Source organism: Pseudomonas sp. PS1(2021) (assembly GCF_020405165.1).
In the GTDB taxonomy this organism is placed as follows: Bacteria; Pseudomonadota; Gammaproteobacteria; order Pseudomonadales; family Pseudomonadaceae; genus Pseudomonas; species Pseudomonas aeruginosa.
Genome location: NZ_CP084484.1, coordinates 5,816,954 through 5,831,292 on the forward strand (window position 1 = coordinate 5,816,954; position 14,339 = coordinate 5,831,292).

Annotated in this window: 13 protein-coding genes; 8 read left to right on the forward strand and 5 right to left on the reverse strand. The window is 67.7% G+C overall.

Annotated features, from left to right (window positions below; translation table 11 throughout):
- Positions 1 to 93 precede the first annotated feature (93 nt).
- The 6 genes from LE197_RS27700 to LE197_RS27725 all read left to right on the forward strand — a co-directional run bounded on the left by LE197_RS27700 (position 94) and on the right by LE197_RS27725 (position 7,510).
- A complete protein-coding gene (locus LE197_RS27700; protein ID WP_003161125.1) occupies positions 94 to 414 on the forward strand; it encodes a sarcosine oxidase subunit delta in 321 nt (106 codons plus the stop codon).
- Positions 411 to 3,428, forward strand: a complete 3,018-nt coding sequence (locus tag LE197_RS27705; RefSeq protein WP_003162069.1) for a sarcosine oxidase subunit alpha — start codon at positions 411 to 413, stop codon at positions 3,426 to 3,428. Before LE197_RS27700 ends, LE197_RS27705 begins: the two co-directional genes overlap by 4 nt.
- A 93-nt stretch (positions 3,429 to 3,521) precedes the next feature.
- Complete coding sequence (gene soxG / locus LE197_RS27710; protein ID WP_003096784.1) at positions 3,522 to 4,157, forward strand: sarcosine oxidase subunit gamma family protein; 636 nt, start codon at positions 3,522 to 3,524, stop codon at positions 4,155 to 4,157.
- A 49-nt stretch (positions 4,158 to 4,206) separates the two neighbouring features.
- The gene (locus tag LE197_RS27715) at positions 4,207 to 5,064 is read left to right on the forward strand and encodes a formyltetrahydrofolate deformylase (protein ID WP_003096786.1); all 858 of its coding nucleotides are present in this window, start codon (positions 4,207 to 4,209) and stop codon (positions 5,062 to 5,064) included.
- Positions 5,065 to 5,270: 206 nt separating this feature from the next.
- Positions 5,271 to 6,470, forward strand: coding sequence for a formaldehyde dehydrogenase, glutathione-independent (gene fdhA / locus LE197_RS27720; protein ID WP_003096788.1), 1,200 nt, complete (start codon positions 5,271 to 5,273; stop codon positions 6,468 to 6,470).
- An 83-nt stretch (positions 6,471 to 6,553) separates the two neighbouring features.
- On the forward strand, positions 6,554 to 7,510 hold the full coding sequence (locus LE197_RS27725) for a D-hexose-6-phosphate mutarotase (protein WP_003142078.1): 957 nt from the start codon (positions 6,554 to 6,556) through the stop codon (positions 7,508 to 7,510).
- Between the two features lie 64 nt (positions 7,511 to 7,574).
- Here LE197_RS27725 and LE197_RS27730 read toward each other — a convergent pair whose 3' ends face one another.
- The 4 genes from LE197_RS27730 to purE form a co-directional block, all read right to left on the reverse strand.
- Positions 7,575 to 8,123 (reverse strand): DUF3299 domain-containing protein, encoded by a 549-nt coding sequence (locus LE197_RS27730; protein ID WP_003111451.1) that lies wholly within the window; start codon positions 8,121 to 8,123, stop codon positions 7,575 to 7,577.
- 61 nt (positions 8,124 to 8,184) lie between these two features.
- Positions 8,185 to 8,430, reverse strand: coding sequence for a GlsB/YeaQ/YmgE family stress response membrane protein (locus LE197_RS27735; protein ID WP_003096795.1), 246 nt, complete (start codon positions 8,428 to 8,430; stop codon positions 8,185 to 8,187).
- A 114-nt stretch (positions 8,431 to 8,544) separates the two neighbouring features.
- Entirely contained in the window at positions 8,545 to 9,627 is a 1,083-nt protein-coding gene (locus tag LE197_RS27740; RefSeq protein WP_003117624.1) for a 5-(carboxyamino)imidazole ribonucleotide synthase, read from the reverse strand.
- A 30-nt stretch (positions 9,628 to 9,657) separates the two neighbouring features.
- Positions 9,658 to 10,149: a 5-(carboxyamino)imidazole ribonucleotide mutase gene (gene purE / locus LE197_RS27745; protein ID WP_003106314.1), complete on the reverse strand. Its 492-nt coding sequence runs from the start codon at positions 10,147 to 10,149 to the stop codon at positions 9,658 to 9,660.
- Between the two features lie 347 nt (positions 10,150 to 10,496).
- Here purE and adhP point away from each other — a divergent pair, with 347 nt between their 5' ends.
- Positions 10,497 to 11,525, forward strand: a complete 1,029-nt coding sequence (adhP, locus tag LE197_RS27750; protein WP_003096816.1) for an alcohol dehydrogenase AdhP — start codon at positions 10,497 to 10,499, stop codon at positions 11,523 to 11,525.
- Between the two features lie 36 nt (positions 11,526 to 11,561).
- On the opposite strand, the gene LE197_RS27755 is transcribed toward adhP, so the two are convergent.
- Positions 11,562 to 12,470 carry a LysR substrate-binding domain-containing protein gene (locus LE197_RS27755; RefSeq protein WP_003096819.1) on the reverse strand — a complete coding sequence of 303 codons (909 nt, stop codon included), beginning with the start codon at positions 12,468 to 12,470 and terminating at the stop codon, positions 11,562 to 11,564.
- Between the two features lie 175 nt (positions 12,471 to 12,645).
- On the opposite strand from LE197_RS27755, the gene aspA reads away from it, so the two are divergent.
- The gene (aspA, locus tag LE197_RS27760; RefSeq protein WP_003096822.1) at positions 12,646 to 14,070 is read left to right on the forward strand and encodes an aspartate ammonia-lyase; all 1,425 of its coding nucleotides are present in this window, start codon (positions 12,646 to 12,648) and stop codon (positions 14,068 to 14,070) included.
- The last annotated feature ends 269 nt before the right edge of the window (positions 14,071 to 14,339 follow it).

The window sequence follows — 14,339 nt, forward strand, 5'->3', positions numbered from 1 at the left end:
CAAAAGCCGCCCGAAGGGCGAAATCCGCTGCCCCTCGCCCTTCAGGGAGAGGGTGCCGGTCAACCGGCAAGAACAGTTTCCGGAGGCTACAAAATGCTGAATATCTTCTGCCCCCACTGCGGCGAACTGCGTTCCGAAGAGGAATTCCACGCCAAGGGTCAGGCCCACATCCCGCGCCCGCTCGACCCGAACGCCTGCAGCGACGAGGAATGGGGCGACTACATGTTCTTCCGCGACAACCCGCGCGGCCTCCATCACGAGCTGTGGGTGCACGCCGCCGGCTGCCGCAAGTACTTCAACGTCACCCGCCATACGGTGACCTACGAGATCCTCGAGACCTACCTGATCGGCGAGCAGCCCAGCGTCGTCGCCGACGGTGAGAAGAAAGCCGCCGTACAAGGGGAACCGGCATGAGCCAGATCAATCGCCTGTCCAGCGGCGGCCGCATCGACCGCAACCGCCCGCTGACCTTCAGCTTCAACGGCCAGCACTACCAGGGCTATGCCGGCGACACCCTGGCCGCCGCGCTGCTGGCCAACGGCGTCGACATCGTCGGCCGCAGCTTCAAGTACTCGCGGGCGCGCGGCATCGTCGCCGCCGGCGCCGAGGAGCCCAACGCGATCCTGCAGATCGGCTCCCGCGAAGCCACCCAGATCCCCAACGTACGCGCCACCCAGCAGGCCCTCTACGGCGGCCTGGTGGCCACCAGTACCAACGGCTGGCCGAACGTGCAGAACGACCTGATGGGAATCTTCGGCAAGGTCGGCGGCAAGCTGATGCCGCCTGGTTTCTACTACAAGACCTTCATGTACCCGCAGTCGATGTGGATGACCTACGAGAAGTACATCCGCAAGGCCGCCGGCCTGGGCCGCGCGCCGACCGAGGTCGATCCGGACAGCTACGACTGGATGAACCACCACTGCGACGTGCTGGTGGTCGGCGGCGGCCCGGCCGGCCTGGCCGCCGCCCTCGCCGCCGCTCGCAGCGGCGCGCGGGTGATTCTCGCCGACGAGCAGGAAGAGTTCGGCGGCAGCCTGCTGGACACCCGCGAGACCCTCGACGGCAAGCCCGCCGCCGAGTGGGTCGCGGACGCCGTGGCCGAGCTGCAAGGCCTGCCGGAAGTCATCCTGCTACCGCGCTCCACGGTCAACGGCTACCACGACCACAACTTCCTCACCATCCACGAGCGGCGCACCGACCACCTCGGCGAGGTCGCCCCGCTCGGCCAGGTCCGCCAGCGCGTGCACCGCGTACGCGCCAAGCGCGTGGTACTGGCCGCCGGCGCCCATGAGCGGCCGCTGGTCTACGGCAACAACGACCTGCCCGGCAACATGCTCGCCGGCGCGGTTTCCACCTATGTACGGCGCTACGGCGTGGCACCGGGCAAGAAACTGGTGCTGGCCACCAACAACGACTACGCCTACCGCGTCGCCCTCGACTGGCAGGAAGCCGGCCTGCAAGTGGTGGCCATCGCCGACGCCCGGGCCAATCCGCGCGGCGAGTGGGTCGAGGAAGCACGCCAACGCGGTATGCGGGTGATCACTGGCAGTTCGGTGATCGAGGCTCGCGGCGGCAAGCGGGTCAGCGGCGCCAAGGTCGCCCGGATCGACCTGCAGGCCATGCGCGCCAGCGGCGGCGAATGGCTGGACTGCGACCTGATCGCCAGCTCCGGCGGCTACAGCCCGGTCGTGCACCTGGCCTCGCACCTGGGCGGCAAGCCGGAATGGCGCGAGGAAATCCTCGCCTTCGTCCCCGGCGAAGGCCTGCAGAAGCGCATCTGCGCCGGCGCCGTGAACGGCGTGTTCGGGCTCGCCGAGGTGCTCGCCGACGGCTACCAGGCCGGGAGTCGCGCCGCCCTCGACGCCGGCTACAAGACCGCCGCCGGCAGCCTGCCGAAGGTCCAGCCGCGCCGCGAGGAAGCGTCAGTCGCGCTGTTCCAGGTGCCCCACGAGAAGCCCACGGCGCGCGCGCCGAAGCAGTTCGTCGATCCGCAGAACGACGTCACCGCCGCCGCCATCGAACTGGCCTGCCGCGAGGGCTTCGAGTCCATCGAGCACGTCAAGCGCTACACCGCGCTGGGCTTCGGCACCGACCAGGGCAAGCTGGGCAACATCAACGGCCTGGCGATCGCCGCGCGGGCCCAGGGCAAGAGCATCGCCGACACCGGCACCACCATGTTCCGTCCGAACTACACCCCGGTGACCTTCGGCGCCGTCGCCGGCCGCCACTGCGGGCACCTGTTCGAACCGGTGCGCTTCACCGCCCTGCACGCCTGGCACGTGAAGAACGGCGCCGAGTTCGAAGACGTCGGCCAGTGGAAGCGGCCGTGGTACTTCCCGCGCCGGGGCGAGGACATGCACGCCGCCGTGGCCCGCGAATGCCGCGCAGTGCGCGAGGCGGTCGGCCTGCTCGACGCCTCGACCCTGGGCAAGATCGACATCCAGGGCCCGGACGCGCGGGAGTTCCTCAACCGGGTCTACACCAACGCCTGGACCAAGCTCGACGTCGGCAAGGCGCGCTACGGCCTGATGTGCAAGGAAGACGGGATGGTCTTCGACGACGGCGTGACCGCCTGCCTGGCCGACAACCACTTCGTCATGACCACCACCACCGGCGGCGCCGCCCGCGTACTGGAGTGGCTGGAGCTGTACCACCAGACCGAATGGCCGGAGCTGAAGGTGTACTTCACCTCGGTCACCGACCACTACGCGACCCTCACCCTGTCCGGCCCGAACAGCCGCAAGCTGCTCGCCGAAGTCACCGACATCGACCTGGACAAGGATGCCTTCCCCTTCATGACCTGGAAGGAAGGCAAGGTCGCCGGGGTGCCGGCGCGGGTGTTCCGCATCTCCTTCACCGGCGAGCTGAGCTACGAGGTGAACGTCCAGGCCGACTACGCCATGGGCGTGCTCGAAGCGCTCGCCGAGCACGGCGCGAAGTACGGCCTGACGCCCTACGGCACCGAGACCATGCACGTCCTGCGCGCCGAGAAGGGCTTCATCATCGTCGGCCAGGACACCGATGCCTCGGTCACCCCGGACGATCTCAACATGGGCTGGGCGGTGGGCCGCAGCAAGCCGTTCTCCTGGATCGGCTGGCGCGGCATGAACCGCGCCGACTGCCTGCGCGAGGATCGCAAGCAACTGGTCGGACTCAGGCCGAGCAACCCGCAGGAGGTACTGCCCGAAGGCGCGCAACTGGTGTTCGACACCCAGCAGGCGATCCCGATGAAGATGGTCGGCCACGTCACCTCCAGCTACATGAGCGCCAGCCTCGGCCACGGCTTCGCCCTGGCGGTGGTGAAAGGCGGCCTCAAGCGCATGGGCCAGAAGGTCTACGCGCCGCTGGCGGACGGCCGCTTCATCGAGGCGGAGATCTGCTCCTCGGTGTTCTACGACCCCAAAGGGGAGCGGCAGAACGTGGATTGACCGGAGAGGGATGCGCTCCTCTCCCCGGCCCTCTTCCCGAAGGGAGAAGGCAGACAGGCTACCAGGGCGCGCGGCGCCCCAAGGTGAAAACGAATGAGCAAGGCAAACGTCTACCAGCAACGCCCCGAACCCGGCGTCCACGCCGAATCGCCGCTGCACCATGCCGAGCTGCACAAGCTCGCCGGCAAGACCGCCGCGAAGGCCGGTATCGTCCTGCGCGAGAAGAAGCTGCTCGGCCACCTGGTGCTGCGCGGCGATGCCGCCGACCCGGCCTTCGCCGCCGCCGTGCACCAGGCCCTCGGCCTGGAACTGCCGGTGGCCCTGACCCTGGTCGCCAGCGGCGAGACCTCGCTGCAATGGCTGGCCCCGGACGAATGGTTGCTGATCGTCCCCGGCGGCGAGGAATACGCCGTCGAACAGCGCCTGCGCCAGGCCCTGGGCGAGGAGCTGCACTACGCGGTGGTCAACGTCAGCGGCGGGCAGACGCTGCTCGAACTGAGCGGAGCGAACGTCCGCGAACTGCTGATGAAATCCACCAGCTACGACGTGCATCCGAGCAACTTCCCGGTGGGCAAGGCGGTCGGCAGCATCTTCGCCAAGTCGCAATGCGTGATCCGCCATACCGGCGAGGACACCTGGGAGCTGGTCGTGCGCCGCAGCTTCGCCGACTACTTCTGGCTCTGGTTGCAGGACGCCAGCGCCGAATACGGCCTGCAGGTAGCGGCATGAGCAGCCTTTCCCTCTCCCCGAGAGGGGATACCGGACCCGGAGCCTCGCGATGAGCCGTACCCCCGACACCTGGATCCTCACCGCCGACAGTCCCAGCCTGCTGGGCACCGTCGACGTGGTGACGCGCTACCTCTTCGAGCAGCGCTGCTACGTCACCGAGCACCACTCGTTCGACGACCGCCTGGCGCAACGCTTCTTCATCCGCGTGGAGTTCCGCGCCGGCGACGGCTTCGACGAAGCCTCCTTCCGCGCCGGACTGGCCGAACGGGTGGCACCGTTCGGCATGCGTACCGAGCTGACCGCGCCGGGCTACCGCAGCCAGGTGGCGATCATGGTTTCCAAGGCCGACCACTGCCTGAACGACCTGCTCTACCGCCAGCGCATCGGCCAGTTGCCGATGGACGTGGTGGCGGTGATTTCCAATCACCCGGACCTGGAGCCGCTGGCGCGCTGGCACGGCATTCCCTACCACCACTTCCCGCTCGACCCGAACGACAAGCCGGCCCAGGAAGCCAGGGTCTGGCAGGTGCTCGAAGAGAGTGGCGCCGAGCTGGTGATCCTCGCTCGCTACATGCAGGTGCTGTCGCCGGAACTGTGCCGGCGCCTGGACGGCTGGGCGATCAACATCCATCACTCCCTGCTGCCCGGCTTCAAGGGCGCCAAGCCGTACCACCAGGCCTACCAGAAGGGCGTGAAGCTGGTCGGCGCCACCGCCCACTACATCAACAACGACCTCGACGAAGGGCCGATCATCGCCCAGGGCGTCGAGACGGTCGACCACGCCCACTACCCCGAGGACCTAATCGCCAAGGGCCGCGACATCGAGTGCCTGACCCTGGCGCGGGCGGTGGGCTACCACATCGAGCGGAGGGTATTCCTCAACGCCAATCGGACCGTGGTGCTGTAAGCGCGCCCTCTCTTCCCAACCCTCGCTGAAGGAAGAGGGCCAGGGAGAGGGGCGCTTCCCACGGCCTCGCGTCCCGAGCAACACCGACAGCCCGCCGGCTGCCAGCATTCTCCGGCCCTGTCGCGCAACAGACGACTTTCCAGTGCAAAGCCGCGCGGCCGTGGACGCCGCGCATTTGTACCCACAACGACAAAGAGGAAACGCGTATGTCTGGCAATCGTGGTGTGGTCTATCTCGGCCCGGGCAAGGTCGAGGTGCAGAACATTCCCTATCCGAAGATGCAGGACCCGCAGGGCCGGCAGATCGACCACGGGGTGATCCTGCGGGTGGTCTCCACCAACATCTGCGGCTCCGACCAGCACATGGTGCGCGGCCGTACCACCGCGCCGGAAGGCCTGGTGCTGGGCCACGAGATCACCGGCGAGGTGGTGGAGATCGGGCGTGGCGTGGAAACCATGAAGATCGGCGACCTGGTCTCGGTACCGTTCAACGTCGCCTGCGGCCACTGCCGTACCTGCAAGGAACAGCACACCGGCGTCTGCCTGACGGTCAATCCGGCGCGTGCCGGCGGCGCCTACGGCTACGTCGACATGGGTGGCTGGGTCGGCGGCCAGGCCGAATACGTGCTGGTGCCCTACGCCGACTTCAACCTGCTGAAACTGCCCAACCGCGAAGCGGCGATGGAGAAGATCCGCGACCTGACCTGCCTTTCGGACATCCTCCCCACCGGCTACCACGGCGCGGTCACCGCCGGCGTCGGCCCGGGCAGCACGGTCTACATCGCCGGCGCCGGTCCGGTCGGCCTGGCCGCGGCGGCCTCGGCACGCCTGCTCGGCGCGGCGGTGGTGATCGTCGGCGACGTCAACCCGACCCGCCTGGCCCACGCCAAGAAACAGGGCTTCGAGATCGCCGACCTGTCTAAGGACACCCCGCTGCACGAACAGATCGCCGCTCTGCTGGGCGAGCCGGAGGTCGACTGCGCGGTCGACGCGGTCGGTTTCGAGGCGCGCGGCCACGGCCATTCGGGCTCGCAGCAGGAAGCCCCGGCCACCGTGCTCAACTCGCTGATGGGCATCACCCGGGTCGCCGGCAAGATCGGCATCCCCGGCCTGTACGTCACCGAAGACCCGGGCGCGGTGGACGCGGCCGCCAAGCACGGCGCCCTGAGCATCCGCTTCGGCCTGGGCTGGGCCAAGTCGCACAGCTTCCATACCGGCCAGACCCCGGTGATGAAGTACAACCGCCAGCTGATGCAGGCGATCATGTGGGACCGGATCAAGATCGCCGACATCGTCGGGGTGGAAGTCATCACCCTCGACGATGCGCCGAAAGGCTACGGCGAGTTCGACGCCGGGGTGCCGAAGAAATTCGTCATCGACCCGCACAACCTGTTCCGCGCGGCCTGAACCACCGGCAACAACCGACGCGGCCTACGGGCCGCGTCTTCGTTGGCGCTATCCGGGGGAACTGCCGGCGATAAAATGGATCGGTGATACTGCTGCCATCCATTCGCCTCCCGGAGACCGCCATGAGCACCGATAGCCCGATCAACCGCGTCGAACAGGTACAGGTCGACGACCTGGCCTGCTGGCGCATCCACACCGCCCATGGCGAGGCGCTGATCGCCCAGCAGGGCGCGCAACTGCTCAGCTACCAGCCCCACGAACAGCCGCCGCTGGTCTGGCTCAGCGACGAGGCCGGCTACCGGCGCGGGCAGTCGGTACGCGGCGGGGTGCCGGTGTGCTGGCCGTGGTTCGGTCCGCTGGAGCGCAACCCGCAGGAAGTCCGCGGCCAGGTGGAAGATGGCCTGAAGGCGCCCGCCCACGGGCTGGTCCGGGCAGTCGACTGGGAAATCGACGACATCGCCGAGGAGGACGGCGACCTCTGCGTCAGCTTCCGCCTCGACGCCCCCGATGGCCTCCCCGGCTGGCCGCACCCGGCGGCGCTGCGCATGCTGTTCCGCTTCGGCGAGCGCCTGACCTTGCGACTCACCAGCGAGAACCTCGGCAGCAAGCCGCTGGTGCTCAGCCAGGCACTGCACACCTACTTCGCGGTCAGCGATAGCCGCGAGATCGCTATCGAGGGCCTGGAAGGCGCGCGCTACATCGAGACCCTGGAGAACTGGGAAGAACGCACCCAGCACGGCGCGGTACGGGTCAAGGGCGAACTGGACCGCATCTACCTCGGTCTCGAACGCGACCTGCTGATCAAGGACCCGCGCTGGGAACGCAGCATCCACCTGCACGCCCTCGACTCGCGCTCGGCGGTGGTCTGGAACCCCTGGGTGGACAAGTCCCGGCGTCTCTCGCAGTTCGCCGACGACGCCTGGCAGCAGATGCTCTGCATCGAGACCGGGCGGGTCTGGGACGACCTCATGGTGGTCGCCCCCGGGCGCAGCGAAAGCTTTGGCGTGCAGATCTGGAGCGAGCCGCTGAAACGACCCTGAGCGGGTCGGCGAGCGGACGGGGCGGCTCGCGTCGTCCGCCATGGGCCGTTGCGCAGGTGCGGCCCTACAGGTCCGCTTCCTCCACTACCTTCACCCGCGCCTTGTCGATGGCGTAGGCGGCATCGGCCAGGTCATTGCTCACCTGCTCGATCTTCAGCGTGCCGCTGACCCACAGCGGGGTGTAGATATCGGCCAGCTTCAGCCCCTGTGGATAACGCACCAGGACGATCTGGTTCGGCGGCGGCGGCGGCACGTGGATGCAGGCGCCCGGATAGGGCACCAGGAAGAATTCGGTGACGCGGCCCTTGGCGTCGTTCTCCAGCGGCACCGGGTAGCCGCCGAGGCGGATCGCCTTGCCATCCAGGCTGGCGACGGTCTTGGCCGAATACATCACCGCCGGCATCTTTCGGTCCGACTGCTTCAGGCCACCCTTGCTGGTGAAGGTGCCGGCGGCCTCCGGGGTGTCGTGAATGATGTCGGGCATTTCTTCCAGCGCCTTGCGGTCGGCCGGCGGCATCAGTTCCAGCCAGTCGGTCTCGGGCAGTTCGGCGTGGGCCAGGGGTGAGGACAACAGGGCGAGCAGCAACAGGCGGGCGAACGGGAAGCGGCGCATGATGGCGGGAATACCGGCGAAGTGAGGAAACGCCGGCCCCCGCGGGGGCCGGCCAGAGCCATCAATTCTTCTTGATCAGGCCGTAAATGACCAGCAGTACGACGGCGCCGACCACCGCGCCGATGAAACCGGCCGCCTGGCCGGCCTGGTAGAAGCCGATCGCCTGGCCGCCGTAGGTGGCCAGCAGCGAACCGCCGATGCCGAGCAGGATGGTCATGATCCAGCCCATGCTGTCGTCACCTGGCTTCAGAAAGCGTGCAACGAGACCAACGATCAGTCCGACGATGATGGTTCCGATTAATCCCATGACAGTCCCTCCTTACGGGTGTATGCGCATGTATTGCGCCTGCCATGGGACAGTGTAGAAAAGCCTTGGGTTCAGTGCCGCCCGCCAACCCAAGGATGGGCGGACGGCAATCGCTCACGCCTCGATCAGCGCCTCGACCTCGGCGATGCGCGCCTGCAGCGTCGCCCGGTCGGCACAGCGCAGGGTGGCATGGCCAACCTTGCGGCCGTTCTTGAAGGCCTTGCCGTAGTGATGCAGGTGGCAATCGGCGACGGCGACCACCTGAGCCACCGGGGGCACCGCGCCGATGAAATTGAGCATCGCGCTCTCGCCGACCTTGGCGGTCGAGCCCAGCGGCAGGCCGGCGACGGCGCGCAGGTGGTTCTCGAACTGGCTGCACTCGGCGCCTTCGATGGTCCAGTGCCCGGAGTTGTGCACGCGCGGGGCGATCTCGTTGGCCTTCAGGCCGCCGTCCACCTCGAAGAACTCGAAGGCCAGCACGCCGACGTAGTCGAGCCGTGCCAGCACGCGGCCGACGTAGTCCTCGGCCAGCGCCTGCAACGGATGCGCGCTGCTGGCCACGGAGAGCTTGAGGATGCCGCTGTCGTGGGTGTTGTGCACCAGCGGGTAGAAACGCGTCTCCCCATCGCGAGCGCGCACCGCCACCAGCGAGACTTCCCCGGTGAACGGCACGAAGCCCTCGAGGATGCACGGCACGCTGCCCAGTTCGGCGAACGCGCCCTGCACGTCGGCCGGCTGGCGCAGGACCTTCTGGCCCTTGCCGTCGTAGCCCAGGGTGCGGGTCTTGAGCACCGCCGGCAGGCCGATGGCGGCTGCGGCGGCATCGAGGTCGGCCTGGGACTGGACGTCGGCGAAGTCCGGAGTGGGAATGCCGAGGTCCTTGAACATCGACTTCTCGAACCAGCGGTCGCGGGCGATGCGCAGCGACTCGGCGTTCGGGTAGACCGGCACGAACTGGGAGAGGAAGGCCACGGTTTCCGCCGGCACGCTCTCGAACTCGAAGGTCACCAGGTCGACCTCGTCGGCCAGTTGCCGCAGGTGCTCCTGGTCGCCGTAGTCGGCGCGGATGTGCTCGCCCAGGGAGGCCGCGCAGGCATCCGGCGCCGGGTCGAGGAAAGCGAAGTTCATGCCCAGCGGGGTTCCCGCCAGGGCCAGCATGCGGCCCAGCTGGCCGCCACCGATGACACCGATTTTCATGGTTCGAGCCTTACCTTCTCAGAGCCTGTCTCACGCATCGCGCGGGTCGGGATTGTCCAGCACGGTTTCGGTCTGGTTGGCGCGGAACTGCTTCAGCGCCTCGTGGTACTGCGGGTGCTTGGCGCCGAGGATGCTCGCCGAGAGCAGCGCCGCGTTGACCGCGCCGGCCTTGCCGATGGCCAGGGTGGCGACCGGTACGCCGGCGGGCATCTGCACGATGGAGAGCAGCGAGTCGACACCCGACAGCATCGACGACTGTACCGGCACGCCGAGTACCGGCAGGTGGGTCTTGGCCGCGCACATGCCCGGCAGGTGGGCGGCGCCGCCAGCGCCGGCGATGATCACTTCGAGGCCGCGGCCTTCGGCTTCCTCGGCGTACTGGAAGAGCAGGTCCGGGGTGCGGTGGGCGGAAACCACCTTCACTTCGTAGGGGATGCCCAGCTTGTCCAGCATGTCCGCGGTGTGACTGAGGGTGCTCCAGTCCGATTTGGAACCCATGATCACGCCAACCAGTGCGCTCATCGTCGTGCCTCTCTCAAATGCGCCGTCCGGCGCGTCAGAAACCAACAAGCCACGCTTCGTCGAGGGGCGTGGCTTGTACTGGGCCGAGCCGGCGGGCAGTGCCGGTTCGAAGGCGGCGCAGTATACCGCAAAGGCAGGCCGGGCGCGCGCCGGGGGCTACCGTCCGTCCCGTTTTTTCGCGCCATGGCGGGAAACTTGCCGCAACTCAATGCGCGCCTGCCACGAGCGGCCAGACTGGTTGTCGCGGCGCGCTCCGAGGGAGCGGCGGCCGCGCCGGTTCCGCAGCCTGTCGCGGTGCCCGTCAAAGGCGCCGCGACAGGCGCTCAGCCCCGTCCAAGGAGATGACCATGACCCTGCCACAGACCATGAAAGCCGCGGTCGTGCACGCCTACGGCGCGCCGCTGCGGATCGAGGAAGTCAAGGTTCCGCTGCCCGGCCCCGGGCAGGTACTGGTGAAGATCGAAGCCTCCGGCGTCTGCCACACCGACCTGCATGCCGCCGAGGGCGACTGGCCGGTGAAGCCGCCGTTGCCGTTCATTCCCGGTCACGAAGGCGTCGGCTACGTCGCCGCGGTGGGCAGCGGAGTGACCCGAGTGAAGGAAGGCGACCGGGTCGGCATCCCCTGGCTGTACACCGCCTGCGGCTGCTGCGAGCACTGCCTGACCGGCTGGGAGACCCTCTGCGAGAGCCAGCAGAACACCGGCTACTCGGTGAACGGCGGCTATGCCGAATACGTATTGGCCGACCCGAACTACGTCGGAATTCTGCCGAAAAACGTCGAATTCGCTGAAATCGCGCCGATCCTCTGCGCCGGCGTCACCGTCTACAAGGGGCTCAAGCAGACCAACGCGCGCCCCGGCCAGTGGGTGGCGATCTCCGGCATCGGTGGCCTCGGCCACGTCGCCGTGCAGTACGCCAGGGCCATGGGCCTGCACGTCGCCGCCATCGACATCGACGACGCCAAGCTGGAACTGGCGCGCAAGCTCGGTGCCAGCCTGACGGTCAACGCCCGGCAGGAAGACCCGGTGGAGGTGCTCCAGCGCGACATCGGCGGCGCCCACGGGGTGCTGGTCACCGCGGTATCCAACAGCGCCTTCGGCCAGGCCATCGGCATGGCGCGCCGCGGCGGCACCATCGCCCTGGTCGGCCTGCCGCCGGGTGACTTCCCGACGCCGATCTTCGACGTGGTGCTCAAGGGCCTGCACATCGCCGGCTCAATCGTCGGCACCCGCGCGGACCTTCAGGAAGCCCTCGACTTTGCCGGCGAAGGCCTGGTCAAGGCGACCATCCATCCGGGCAAGCTGGACGACATCAACCAGATCCTCGACCAGATGCGCGCCGGGCAGATCGAGGGGCGCATCGTCCTTGAGATGTGACCTGCGGGGCGGCGTCCCGGCGCCGCCCTTGCCTGTCTACTCGACGCTGCCCAGCCCGCCTTCCAGCTTGCGCCAGAGCAGGCGGATCGCCGCCTTGCGTACCAGCGCGCAGCGGTACAGGCGGATTTCCTGCGGCACGAACCATTGCGGCCCGCCACAGATCGCCAGCTCACCGCGCTCCAGTTCGTTGACCACGCTCAGCCGTGGCACCCAGGCCACGCCCATGCCTTGCAGCGCCATGCTCTTCAGGCTGTCGGCCATCGCCGTCTCGTAGACCGTGGTGTAGCGCAGGTTGCGCTGGCGCAGCAGCAGGTTGACCCCGCGGCCGAGGAAGGCGCTGGCGCTGTAGGCGAGCAGCGGCACGCTCTGGCCGTTCTCCAGGTCGAACAGCGGCTGGCCCTCGGCGTTCACCGCGCAAACCGGCAGCATCTCGGTGCGCCCCAGGTGCAGCGAGGGGAAGATCTCCGGGTCCATCTGCAACGCGGCGTCAGGGTCGTAGAACGCCAGCATCAGGTCGCAGCTACCCTCGCGCAGGGAATGCACCGCCTCGCCGACGTTGGTGGCGATCAGCCGGCTGGCGATGTTCAGCCCCTCGTTGCGCAGCCGCGCGATCCACTGCGGGAAGAAGCCCAGCGCCAGCGAGTGGGCGGCGGCGAACTGCAGCACCTCGCCCTGCCCGCCTTCCAGGTGGTGCAGGTGGCGCACCACCTGGCCGAGCTGCTCGACCACGCTGCGCGCGGTGACCAGGAACAGCTGCCCGGCCTCGGTCAGTTCCACCGGCGTGCGCTGGCGATTCACCAGGGTCAGGCCGAGGGCGTCCTCCAGGCTGCGAATGCGCCGGCTGAAGGCCGGCTGGGTGACGAAGCGTTTCTCCGCCGCCTGGGAAAAGCTGCGGGTGCCGGCCAGGGCGATGAAATCCTCCAGCCACTTCAGTTCGAGGTTCACGACGGGAAAGGCTCCGGTAATGCGATGACACGTCCGCCATCATACCAGCGTCACATCCAACATTATGCCGTTTGTGCATGAGGCAGCGTTTAACAGCATTGGCCACGAAATCGTCACATCCTTAGTCTAGTGGGCATCGCGGCACTGGCCGTGTCCCTCTGAGACAAATCCCGTCATGTCCCCCGTTGCATCTTCCCGTATCGAGAAAGACCTGCTCGGCACCCTCGAAGTGCCCGCTGACGCCTACTACGGCATCCAGACCCTGCGCGCCGTGAACAACTTCCGCCTCTCCGGGGTGCCGCTGTCGCACTACCCGAAGCTGGTCGTTGCCCTGGCCATGGTCAAGCAGGCCGCCGCCGACGCCAACCGTCAGCTCGGCCATCTCCCGGAAGACAAGCACGCCGCCATCAGCGAGGCCTGCGCCCGCCTGATCCGCGGCGATTTCCACGAGCAGTTCGTGGTGGACATGATCCAGGGCGGCGCCGGCACCTCCACCAACATGAACGCGAACGAAGTGATCGCGAACATCGCGCTGGAAGCCATGGGCCACACCAAGGGTGAGTACAAGTACCTGCACCCGAACAACGATGTGAACATGGCGCAGTCGACCAACGACGCCTACCCGACCGCCATCCGCCTGGGCCTGCTGCTCGGCCACGACACCCTGCTGGCCAGCCTCGACAGCCTGATCCAGGCCTTCGCCGCCAAGGGCGTCGAATTCGCCGGCGTACTGAAGATGGGCCGCACCCAGTTGCAGGACGCCGTGCCGATGACCCTCGGCCAGGAATTCCACGCTTTCGCCACCACCCTCGGCGAAGACCTCGACCGCCTGCGTCGCCTGGCGCCGGAGCTGCTCACCGAAGTGAACCTCGGTGGCACCGCCATCGGCACCGGCATCAACGCCGACCCCGGCTACCAGAAGCTCGCCGTCGAGCGCCTGGCCGCCATCAGCGGGCAGCCGCTGAAGCCGGCCGCCGACCTGATCGAAGCCACCTCCGACATGGGCGCCTTCGTGCTGTTCTCCGGCATGCTCAAGCGCACCGCGGTCAAGCTGTCGAAGATCTGCAACGACCTGCGCCTGCTCTCCAGCGGCCCGCGCACCGGCATCAACGAGATCAACCTGCCGCCGCGCCAGCCGGGCAGTTCGATCATGCCGGGCAAGGTCAACCCGGTGATCCCGGAAGCGGTCAACCAGGTCGCCTTCGAAGTGATCGGCAACGACCTCGCCCTGACCCTGGCGGCCGAAGGCGGCCAGTTGCAACTGAACGTGATGGAGCCGCTGATCGCCTACAAGATCTTCGACTCGATCCGCCTGCTGCAACGCGCCATGGACATGCTCCGCGAGCACTGCATCACCGGCATCACCGCCAACGTCGAGCGCTGCCACGAACTGGTCGAGCACAGCATCGGCCTGGTCACCGCGCTGAACCCGTACATCGGCTACGAGAACTCCACGCGGATCGCCAAGACCGCCCTGGAGAGCGGCCGCGGCGTACTGGAACTGGTACGCGAGGAAAAGCTGCTGGACGAAGCCACCCTGGCCGACATCCTGCTGCCGGAAAACATGATCGCGCCGCGCCTGATTCCACTGCGCGCCTGATCCGATACGAGATCGAGCGCGCCCAGGTCCGGCTATCGACGCAGCCGGGCCGCAGCGCAGCCGATCGAAGAAGGCTCACCGGTAGAGGGGGAGTACTACCCCTCGACCTTTAGGGATGGATACCCTTCATCCCTTCTTTTATACCCGGCGCCCCGGCCCAGCCGCGGCGCCACGCTCACCGGTCGAGAGGGATACCAACTTTCCCTCTCTACACTCTGAGGGACACGGCGACCTGCGGTGTCCCTTCTTTTTTTTCACCGCTCAAGACG

Bases quoted from the DNA above. Each gene is read 5' to 3' on its own strand.
- LE197_RS27700 (WP_003161125.1), top strand. From the start codon at position 94: ATGCTGAATATCTTCTGCCCCCACTGCGGCGAACTGCGTTCCGAAGAG.
- LE197_RS27705 (WP_003162069.1), top strand. From the start codon at position 411: ATGAGCCAGATCAATCGCCTGTCCAGCGGCGGCCGCATCGACCGCAAC.
- soxG (WP_003096784.1), top strand. From the start codon at position 3,522: ATGAGCAAGGCAAACGTCTACCAGCAACGCCCCGAACCCGGCGTCCAC.
- LE197_RS27715 (WP_003096786.1), top strand. From the start codon at position 4,207: ATGAGCCGTACCCCCGACACCTGGATCCTCACCGCCGACAGTCCCAGC.
- fdhA (WP_003096788.1), top strand. From the start codon at position 5,271: ATGTCTGGCAATCGTGGTGTGGTCTATCTCGGCCCGGGCAAGGTCGAG.
- LE197_RS27730 (WP_003111451.1), bottom strand. From the start codon at position 8,123: ATGCGCCGCTTCCCGTTCGCCCGCCTGTTGCTGCTCGCCCTGTTGTCC.
- LE197_RS27735 (WP_003096795.1), bottom strand. From the start codon at position 8,430: ATGGGATTAATCGGAACCATCATCGTCGGACTGATCGTTGGTCTCGTT.
- LE197_RS27740 (WP_003117624.1), bottom strand. From the start codon at position 9,627: ATGAAAATCGGTGTCATCGGTGGCGGCCAGCTGGGCCGCATGCTGGCC.
- purE (WP_003106314.1), bottom strand. From the start codon at position 10,149: ATGAGCGCACTGGTTGGCGTGATCATGGGTTCCAAATCGGACTGGAGC.
- adhP (WP_003096816.1), top strand. From the start codon at position 10,497: ATGACCCTGCCACAGACCATGAAAGCCGCGGTCGTGCACGCCTACGGC.
- aspA (WP_003096822.1), top strand. From the start codon at position 12,646: ATGTCCCCCGTTGCATCTTCCCGTATCGAGAAAGACCTGCTCGGCACC.